We start from the raw sequence: 9,154 nt of genomic DNA, 5'->3' as shown, positions 1-9,154 counted from the left end.
GATACACCTTAGCTGACTGTCCGATTTTCCGGGACCACTTCACTTAGCCCATCGTGTCCTTTTCTGAAGTCAACGGGCTTTGTCGCCACCAGAATCCGCACCCGGTTCGAGGGGAAAATCATGCCGCGCGCCCAAGCGCGCGCACGATCCCGGCAATCCTGTCCGGGCTCGCAGTCGCTTCCAGGCGGATTGTGGTGCCGTCATGAATGATCTCCACCGCGGCCGACGGCCTTGCATCCTCCGCAATTGCCGGGGCAGCCGGTTCAAGCTTGGCCGGCACAAACTCCGCTCCGGGAAGATCCGGCACCACAAGCTTGCCCTCACGGGCCAAACGCCGCCACGACGAAAGATGGTTGGGCCGCAGACCAACCCGGCGGGCAACCTCGCTCACCGTCACTCCGGGCACATAGCTCTGCGCGACAAGCTGGCCTTTCACCTCATCCGGCCAGCGTCGCTTCCCCGCATCGCGCGGCAAAATTGCATAACCGCAAATGGACTCCATATGGAGCTCTCTATGGACGCCCAACCCTTCCTCCATTGCCAAATCTACAACGGATAGGGAATCCAGCATCACGACAAATAAGAAAAGGTGGGGTCCTGACGGCGCTTACTGAAATGCTCAAAGTAGCGGTGAATATTGATGGCACCTGGGACTATTAACCACTTGGCGCAGCAATGCGGCGACCCTTGCACATGATATTCTCCGAGAATGCCAAAAGCAGCTCTTTCCACGTTACCCGGGTCGCGGAGACCGTTGCTTTGCCCCAGAAGACTACGCGCTCCCTCTTAAAAAAAACGGGGCAGCGTCACTGCCCATGCACCGGAAATAACCCAATATCCTTGCTGAAAAACAATTTGACAGCACCGCCGATAATCCCTTTGCGGCCGAGCTCTTCACCAAAGCCATTTGACCGAAGTAGCGTCAGGTCACACGGAACTGTTGCGCCACTAAAGCAACGGAGCCGATTTAACCGAGTAAAGATCGGTTATCGATTCCCGCCCCTTCGAAGGGATCTTGGAAGTTGATGTTTACCGAAATCGATCGTCGAACGCCTGAGAATCTGGCCAACATTATCAACCTCCAATCGGACACGTCGCCCTTTATAAAAAAAGGTTAATCTATGAAATCCGCGATGTTCACCTTCTCCATGTTCGCATATGCACGTGATCATGTTTTCGCGCATCAGTGTCGGTACGCGGTATTCAGGAACGTTCAGAAGAATCCCTAAAGACGCGGCGTCGATGCAAAAACCGTCTTCATTTCTCTCCAGCTGCATTAGAAGCTCCTTCAGAAAGACAGAGCGCATTCCAGCCTTGAACGCAGGCAGCTCTGTCGATTGCAATTCAAAGGTCAGTTGTAACTCCGCTCTTCACCTCACTTTTTTCACCCAGTCAGTGAGCATATGCGCCGAGCAGGCAAACTTGGCTTCTTTGGACGACACACAAGTTCTCCTCATGCTCCGTACCATTCAAACGGCGCGGACACGGCATAAGGGAAACCTGTTCATCGCCTCTCTTGTCATTGCCTCGACCTATTGCGAACTAGGGCTTGTCACAAGCCCGGCGTAGCGCAGTTTGATGCTGCTCTGCGCTCGATAGTCCTGTGCAGTGAACCCGCAATCTGCCTGGCACGCTTTACGACATGTCTGGTGCCCTCCGGAGTGCAGGTTTCAGCTGCTGCAGCGCTAAACAGCGTCAGCCATCTCTCAAAGTGCTTCCACTCTATGGGCAATTCTGCATGCGCAGGCACTGGCGCGCCATGGTATCGGCCCGTCATCAGCGCCACGGAAGACCAGAAATCAATCATCCGTAACAGGTGGGCATCCCAGTCCTCGACCCGGCTTTCGAAGATCGGACCGAGGACTGGATCCTTGCGCACCTTGCCATAAAAAATGTGAACGAGATCGCTCAACGCGGCCTCGTCAAGCCCCGTCTGAAACGCAATATCGGCGGTCATTTGCGGGCGTGCGGACATGATACCAGAATTGTGGGGTGACATTGGTGTCTCCGATATCGAGGCTTGAAATCATTCCTGCAGATGATAATAGGTATTATAAATACCAATTCAATGTCTGCGACACACAGAATGCGTCTAACCTCCTTCACTGATTATGGACTGCGCATGTTGATGCGAATGGCGAGCGCCCCGGACCAGTATTTTTCAACCGCGGATCTGGCGGTGGAGTTCAACCTGTCCCGCAACCATCTGACGAAAATCATGCAGCAGCTTTCGCGTGGCGGAATCGTAGAAACGCGGCGCGGCGGAAGTGGTGGCGCGAAGTTAAGTCAAGCGCCGGAGGGCATAAGGCTTGGCGATGTGGTGCGACTTCTCGAGCAAGGCCAGGCACTTGTCGAATGTCTTGCCCCCGATGGTGGTGACTGCACAATCGATAATTGCTGCAGGTTGAAAGCGCGTCTGCGGCGCGCAGAAATGCGGTTCATCGAAGACTTGAATCTCACGTCGCTCGCCGAAATTGCGTTGCCCAAATGAAGGCGCTCCCGAAGAGAGAAGGAATTGCAGCATGATTGCCACGCTAACCGTATCGGAGCGCCAGGCCGGTCTTCTGCTCTCGATAATCCTGGCAGCCCTGGGGTTGGCAATGGCTGCTGCGGCGCGTCAGGGTGTCATGTCCGTTCATGGCTTTTTGGCGCTCGGCCTTGGTGTCGGCCTCGCATTTATGCTGGGCGGAGCGATTTATGATCCCGAGCCTGACGAAGACAGGCTGCGGTCTTATTACGATGCCCCAACCCAGTTCGGCATTGTGATGACGCTCATCTGGGCCGTCATTGCCATGGCTGTGGGTGTCTGGGTTGCCGCACTGCTCTACTGGCCAGAGGCTACACCGCTCTGGCCAGAGACAAGCTTCGGACGACTACGCCCTGTGCATACGACTGGTATCATTTTCGGGTTTGGTGGAAACGCGCTGATCGCGACGTCTTTCCACGTCCTACAGCGTACATCGCGCGCCCGATTGGCGGATTCCATCAGCCCCTGGGTCGTTCTTTTAGGCTACAATCTCTTCTGTGTCTGGGCCGTAACAGGCTATTTGATGGGAAGCACCCAGTCGAAAGAGTATGCCGAAGCCGAATGGTATGCTGATTTATGGCTTGTTGTGGTCTGGGTGACCTATTTTGTTCTGTATCTGCGCACACTCGCTCGACGGAACGAGCCGCATATTTACGTCGCCAACTGGTATTATCTGGCATTCATCCTCGTCGTGGCGATGCTTCACATCGTCAACAATCTGGCGGTTCCGGTGCGATGGTCTTCGGCGGAGAGTTTCCCCATCTGGTCGGGTGTGCAGGACGCCATGATTCAATGGTGGTATGGCCACAACGCTGTTGCGTTCTTCTTGACCGCCGGCTTTTTGGGAATGCTGTATTACTTCCTGCCAATTCGTTCAGGAAGACCGATCTGGTCCTACAGACTTTCCATCATAAGCTTCTGGGGCATCACGTTTTTCTACATCTGGGTTGGCTCACACCATCTCCATTACACTGCCTTGCCCTATTGGGCGCAGACGCTGGGAATGACCTTTTCAGTTATGCTTCTGGTGCCCTCCTGGGCATCGGCAGGAAACGCAATCGCCACTTTGAATGGGGCCTGGCACAAGGTTCGCGATGACGCCACGCTGCGGTTCATGTTCGTGGCGGCTGTCTTCTATGGCCTGTCGACCTTCGAGGGGTCCTTCCTTGCCATCCGGCCAGTCAATTCCCTGAGCCACTATACGGACTGGACGGTAGGCCATGTCCATTCCGGCACGCTGGGTTGGGTGGCCATGATTGTGTTTGGCGCAATCTACACATTGGTGCCGCAGATTTCCGGGCGCGATGCAATGGTATCGTCACGTGCGATAGAATGGCATTTCTGGTTGGCGGTGTCCGGCACACTCGTCTACGTCGTGGCAATGTGGAATGCAGGCATCACGCAAGGGCTGATGTGGCGCGCATATGATGAAAACGGAGCACTGAGTTACAGTTTTCTTCAGTCGGTGCAGGCAATGGCCCCATACTATCTGCTCCGCACCATTGGAGGGGGCCTCTTTCTTGCTGGGGCCGTGATCTGCGCGTGGAATTGTTGGGCGACCCTGCGCCTGGCACACGGCAGCGCCAAAGACCGACCGCTTCTCCCACAACCCGCCGAGTGACGATATGCTGAAGTTACACTACAATCTGGAGAGGGTTTCGATGGGGCTGGTGGCGGCAATCATTATTGCCGCCTCGGTCGGCGGTATCGTTGAAATCGCACCGTTGTTTACCATCGATGAGACCGTTGAGGTGCCCGATGACCTTCGACCTCATACCCCACTGGAGCTGGCGGGACGCGAAATATTCATTCGCGAAGGGTGTTATGCCTGCCACAGCCAAATGGTCCGCAGCCTGGCCGATGAGATTGATCGCTACGGCCCTTACTCTCAGGCTGGAGAATCTGCCTATGATCATCCTATGCTGTGGGGCTCCAAGAGAACCGGACCCGATCTTGCGCGCATTGGAGGGAAATACTCCGATGAATGGCACGTACGGCACCTGATCGATCCGCGAAGTGTGGTTCCGGCATCCATTATGCCAGCCTACCCGTGGTTGCTCAAATCGCTTGATACAGATCTCCTGACAGATTCACTCGCAACTCTCTCCAGGCTTGGAGTTCCATACAGTGACGAGATGATCACGTCTGCGGCGTTGGATGCTTTGGCCCAAAGCCGCCCCGACAGCAACGAGACTGACGGTTTTCGTGCACGTTATGAGGAACGTTCTGCAATTCGGGCGTTTGATGGTGATCCAGCACGATTGACCGAGATGGATGCGCTCGTCGCGTATCTTCAGGCGCTTGGGACGCTGACTGTCGTCTCCGAAACTGTTGTTGTGGAGGTGGATGAATGACGCACGATCTGTTGCTTTATCTTTCGAAGACAGTTGGACTGATCTGGTTGATGGGGTTCTTTCTGATCGTCATCATCAGAACCTACAACCCTTCTCGCCGAGCGGCATACAGAGCTGCTGCGCGCTCAATTCTTCCAGATGGGATGGATAAAGAATGAGCAAGCACAGTCATCGCGAGATAGACCCTGTTACCGGTCACGAGACCACGGGCCACGACTGGAACGGGATCAAGGAGCTGAACACGCCGCTCCCAAAGATTGTAATTTGGGCGCTAATCCTGACCTTCGTCTATTCCGTCATCGCCTGGATCCTTCTGCCTGCGTGGCCGATCGGCAGAGACTACACACGGGGTCTGCTGGGGCTTGATCAAAGTGATATTGCGCTCGAGGATTATCGTGCTCTGGCGACCAAGCGGCAGGACTGGCTTCAGCCATTTGAGAATGTGGATTTCTCCGCATTGCAGGCGGATGACGTCTGGCAGAATAACGCACTTCCAGCCGCTCAGCGGCTGTTTGAAGACAACTGCGCGGTCTGCCATGGCATGCAAGGCCGGGGCATCCAAGGGTTCCCGGTGCTCTCGGATGAAACCTGGTTGTGGAGTGGCACACCGGAGGAAATAGCCCAAACAATCCGCTATGGGATAAACACGGACAGCGCCGACACCCGTTATGCGGAGATGCCGTCATTCAATTGGATGGAGCGCCCGGATAGGGTTGCGTTGGCGGAGTATGTGGTCTCACTGGGAGACGGCAGCGTGAAGCCAAATGCTGCGGCGGCAACCCTTTTCTCTGAAAACTGTGCAGCTTGCCATGGTGAGGCGGGCATTGGCGGGCTCGAAAACGGAGCGCCTGCGCTGAACGACAGTTCAGTGATCTATGGGCAGGATTTTTCTACAGTGATGCAAACTCTCTGGAGTGGTCGGCAGGGTGTCATGCCAGCATGGACCGACCGCTTGACGCAGGCTGAAATCAATCTGCTCGCATTCTACGTTTCCCGGCTTGGCGCGGATGAAAAGCAGGTTGCCCAATGAAACCACACAAGCAGAAGCAACTGGCGATTGCCGGCGCAATTCTTGTGGGCGCCGTCTTCGTTTTCGCCAATGCTCATTTTTTGTCGGTGGCGATATCCAGTGCACCGGATTGCGCAGTGATCGCTGATGTTCCGCCTGCAAAGCCTGCCTGCTGAAAGGAATGCTGCATGCTTGAACCACTTCCAGTAGTACGGCGACCGGAAAGCCGAGCCTCGGCTTATGCACGAGATCTTCCAGCTTCAACAGCCATGGCCTGGCTTGAGCAAGGTTGGCGCGACTTTAGATACATGCCCTGGCCAAGCCTCGTTTACGGCGTCTTCTTGATGCTGACCTCATACGTGGTTCTGTGGGCGCTCTATTCAACCGACCTTCTATACCTGTCATTGCCGGCAATCTCCGGATTTCTCATTGTTGGGCCATTTCTTGCAATTGGTCTTTATGAAAAGAGCTATCGCCGGGCATTGGGAAAACAAATTACGCTCTCTGACGTTTTAATCCTACGGCCAGCCTCTGGTTCTCAGCTTGCATATGCCGGCCTTTTGTTGGGCCTCTTGGTGCTATTCTGGCTCCGGTCAGCAGATCTGCTCTATGCGCTTTTTTTCGGTCTCCACCCATTTCCTGGCGCCGCAGACGCTTTGATTAATGCGTTCACGACACCGCGCGGCTGGGCTTTGGTGATTACTGGAACTTTCGTTGGCAGTATTTTCGCTTCTTTTGCCTTCGCCGTCAGTGTCTTCGCTGTGCCCATGCTTGTATCGAGCAAGACCGATGCATTGACGGCCATGGGGTTGAGCTTTGTTATGACCGCTCAAAACCTGAAGCCCATGCTTTCCTGGGGGGCAATCGTCGCGTCCGGTCTAGTTCTGTCGGTACTCACCGGTTTTGTTGGACTCGTGGTGATATTTCCAATCTTGGGACATGGAACATGGCACGCTTACAGGGAGATTGCGAAGGATCCGTCATAACGCAACCACCCTCTGAAAATACTTAGAGAACACAAAGAAAGGTTGATTCAATGACCAGTTGGCTCCCATCGCTCAAAACGACGACCCCAGAAGAGGGCTACGAGCTCGCCGTCAAGTTGGCCAGGATTGCTGTAAAGAAGACACAACCTGACGCTGAAGTCCGTGAGCAGCTACGTCCAAAATATGCGGAAGATGCAGATGCATTAATCGCCATCAGCCATGTGATTGCTATACATTTTGCGACGGTAGCTGCGGCCAATGATCATTGGAAATAGGTTTGGATCAGCTGCATATAACAGCTGCCGTGCCGATTGATGGTCGTTGATTTGCGTGATCAACGACCCGTATCCTCAATCTATGCGGCGTAACGGCACAGCGGCGCACTGAGAGTTGTTTTTGTTTTTATTTCAACTATGTAGAATGCATGGATAAAAAGTCGTTCCTTATATTCCGTCGCGGTTGCCGGATGATGCATGTCATCGCCCGGGGCGGATCTATATAAGTGATGTAACCTTATTAGTTCGGCTCCGGGTCGTTTTGTTGAAAGAGAGATGGCCTGTTCTTTTGCGCAGTTTTGACTGTGTATCTGGAGTTCGACATGTCCATCCGTTCCACGCTGTCCCTATGCCATAGCTGCACTGCCAGTCTGCCCCGCGCTGCGGTTCGGTGCCCGTGGTGTTCAACTCCGGTAAACACCCTCTCCGGCGGCGTTCCGTTTGCCGATGACCTGCTCCCCTGAATGTACCCGTTCACAGGCTAGCGCTGTTCACGTTGTGGTCCATTCGTGACCGGGTTGCAAACTCGTTCGGGGTGAGCCCGTCGAGGCTCGTGTGGGGTCGGTTCAGGTTGTAGTCGATCCTCCATTCTTCGATGATCTCGCGGGCATGCCGGTAGCTGCGGAACAGGTGCTCGTTGAGGCACTCGTCCCTCAGCCTGCCGTTGAAGCTCTCCACAAAACCGTTTTGCATGGGTTTGCCCGGCGCGATGTAGTGCCATTCGACGCTGCGATCCTGCTGCCAGGCGAGCATGGCGTTGGACGTCAGCTCCGTGCCGTTGTCGCTGACAACCATGCAGGTGTAGCCGCGCCGTTCGGCGATCGCATCCAGTTCGCGGGCCACACGTTCACCCGAGAGTGAGTTATCGACCACCGTTGCCAGGCATTCCCGGCTGAAGTCATCGATGACACACAGGATGCGGAAGCGGCGGCCGTCGACCAGCGTGTCCGATACGAAGTCGAGGCTCCATCTCTGGTTCGGATCCTGCGGGATCGCCATCGGCGCTCGCGTGCCCAAAGCTCGCTTGCGGCCGCCGCGTTTGCGCACTGTCAGCCGCTCTTCCTTGTAGATTCGATAGAGCTTCTTCCAGTTCACCGCGATGCCCTCCCGCTTCAAAAGCAGGTGCAGGCGACGATAACCGAACCGCCGCCGTTCCGACGACAGCGCACGCAATCGCTCTCGAAGGCCGGCATCGTCCGGCCGGCTCGACTGGTAACGGAAGACGCGCGGCGCAATGCCAACCAGGGCACAGGCCCGCCGCTGAGAATAGTCCTTCATCTCGATTGCCCAACTCACGGCTTTCCTCCTGGAGTCGGGCGTCAGAAGTTTTTTGTCAGCATCTCGCGGAGCGTCGATACATCCATCATCTGCTCAGCCAGAAGCTTCTTCAGCTTCGCATTCTCTTCCTCGAGCGCCTTCAATCGCTTGGCGTCCGATACGTCCATGCCGCCGTACTTCTTGCGCCAAGTATAGAACGTCGCATCAGAGATACCGTGCTTGCGGCACAGTTCAGCTGGCGTCATGCCCGCCTGATGCTCCTTCAAGATGCCAATGATCTGTTCTTCTGAGAACCGTGACCGTTTCATTGCCTGTCTCCTTCGTTGAGGAACAGGCTAACCCAAAATCGGGAACATCTCAGGGGAGCAGGTCAGAAACTGTAGGCGTCAGTGACGCCTTGGTGATCCGGCGCAACTAAGTGTGGTTGTCGCAATGGAAGCGCTTGACGGTGACATCCTTGCTGGTCCGGTACATGCGCACGAGCTGCCAGCTCACCCAAGGGTGGTTGAGAGGGCGCGCTTTTACAATCTTGCCAGACCTCATGGAGCCTTCAAAAACAAAACAGAGTCCAAGGCGTTCATAGAGCCTTTGTCGCAAGCGCCCGAATGTCCGGCATCCTTTCATCACAGCACAGTGTACTCTGCTGCAAATTGGCCCCTTTGGTATAGGGCAAGAAAAGACCAAGATCAGAAGCCGTTGGGCGCAGGATCATGCATTTTGAAGGC

The 9,154-nt window shown here is 55.2% G+C and carries 12 protein-coding genes; 8 read left to right on the top strand and 4 right to left on the bottom strand.

Going from position 1 to position 9,154, the window contains the following annotated elements; genetic code table 11:
- Positions 1–118: 118 nt before the first annotated feature.
- The 3 genes from tnpA to NDI72_RS21425 form a co-directional block, all read right to left on the bottom strand.
- Entirely contained in the window at positions 119–502 is a 384-nt protein-coding gene (gene tnpA / locus NDI72_RS21435) for an IS66-like element accessory protein TnpA (protein ID WP_283801727.1), read from the bottom strand.
- A 484-nt stretch (positions 503–986) separates the two neighbouring features.
- Complete coding sequence (locus NDI72_RS21430) at positions 987–1,277, bottom strand: DUF6522 family protein (protein ID WP_283801726.1); 291 nt, start codon at positions 1,275–1,277, stop codon at positions 987–989.
- Between the two features lie 275 nt (positions 1,278–1,552).
- Positions 1,553–1,999, bottom strand: coding sequence for a group III truncated hemoglobin (locus NDI72_RS21425; protein WP_283801725.1), 447 nt, complete (start codon positions 1,997–1,999; stop codon positions 1,553–1,555).
- 87 nt (positions 2,000–2,086) lie between these two features.
- Between NDI72_RS21425 and NDI72_RS21420 the strand changes: the two genes are divergently transcribed.
- Genes NDI72_RS21420 through NDI72_RS21385 form a run of 8 tightly spaced genes read left to right on the top strand, consistent with a single transcriptional unit; the run spans position 2,087 to position 7,151 of the window.
- Positions 2,087–2,491, top strand: a complete 405-nt coding sequence (locus tag NDI72_RS21420) for an RrF2 family transcriptional regulator (protein WP_206549261.1) — start codon at positions 2,087–2,089, stop codon at positions 2,489–2,491.
- Positions 2,492–2,522: 31 nt separating this feature from the next.
- Positions 2,523–4,148 carry a cytochrome-c oxidase, cbb3-type subunit I gene (gene ccoN / locus NDI72_RS21415; protein ID WP_283801724.1) on the top strand — a complete coding sequence of 542 codons (1,626 nt, stop codon included), beginning with the start codon at positions 2,523–2,525 and terminating at the stop codon, positions 4,146–4,148.
- A gap of 4 nt (positions 4,149–4,152) precedes the next feature.
- A complete protein-coding gene (ccoO, locus tag NDI72_RS21410; RefSeq protein ID WP_283801723.1) occupies positions 4,153–4,881 on the top strand; it encodes a cytochrome-c oxidase, cbb3-type subunit II in 729 nt (242 codons plus the stop codon).
- Positions 4,878–5,039, top strand: a complete 162-nt coding sequence (locus NDI72_RS21405) for a cbb3-type cytochrome c oxidase subunit 3 (RefSeq protein ID WP_206549258.1) — start codon at positions 4,878–4,880, stop codon at positions 5,037–5,039. Before ccoO ends, NDI72_RS21405 begins: the two co-directional genes overlap by 4 nt.
- Entirely contained in the window at positions 5,036–5,911 is an 876-nt protein-coding gene (ccoP, locus tag NDI72_RS21400; protein ID WP_283801722.1) for a cytochrome-c oxidase, cbb3-type subunit III, read from the top strand. The genes NDI72_RS21405 and ccoP overlap by 4 nt, the downstream gene beginning before the upstream one ends.
- Positions 5,908–6,066, top strand: coding sequence for a hypothetical protein (locus NDI72_RS21395; protein WP_283801721.1), 159 nt, complete (start codon positions 5,908–5,910; stop codon positions 6,064–6,066). The genes ccoP and NDI72_RS21395 overlap by 4 nt, the downstream gene beginning before the upstream one ends.
- Before the next feature lie 12 nt (positions 6,067–6,078).
- Positions 6,079–6,876, top strand: coding sequence for a DUF2189 domain-containing protein (locus NDI72_RS21390; protein ID WP_283801720.1), 798 nt, complete (start codon positions 6,079–6,081; stop codon positions 6,874–6,876).
- 50 nt (positions 6,877–6,926) lie between these two features.
- The gene (locus tag NDI72_RS21385) at positions 6,927–7,151 is read left to right on the top strand and encodes a hexameric tyrosine-coordinated heme protein (RefSeq protein ID WP_206553643.1); all 225 of its coding nucleotides are present in this window, start codon (positions 6,927–6,929) and stop codon (positions 7,149–7,151) included.
- A gap of 474 nt (positions 7,152–7,625) precedes the next feature.
- Here the strand turns inward: NDI72_RS21385 and NDI72_RS21380 are convergent.
- Positions 7,626–8,737, bottom strand: a protein-coding gene (locus NDI72_RS21380) for an IS3 family transposase (RefSeq protein ID WP_283801719.1) whose coding sequence is annotated in 2 segments (ribosomal slippage) — positions 7,626–8,485 and positions 8,485–8,737 — 1,113 coding nt in all. Because the reading frame shifts where the segments join, the coding sequence is not laid out codon by codon here.
- Positions 8,738–9,154: the final 417 nt, after the last annotated feature.

It is taken from the genome of Nitratireductor sp. GZWM139, assembly GCF_030068685.1.
Taxonomy (GTDB): domain Bacteria; phylum Pseudomonadota; class Alphaproteobacteria; order Rhizobiales; family Rhizobiaceae; genus Nitratireductor; species Nitratireductor aquimarinus.
The sequence above is the reverse complement of the archived record's forward strand: the minus strand, read 5'-3'. Positions and strand labels throughout refer to the sequence as shown.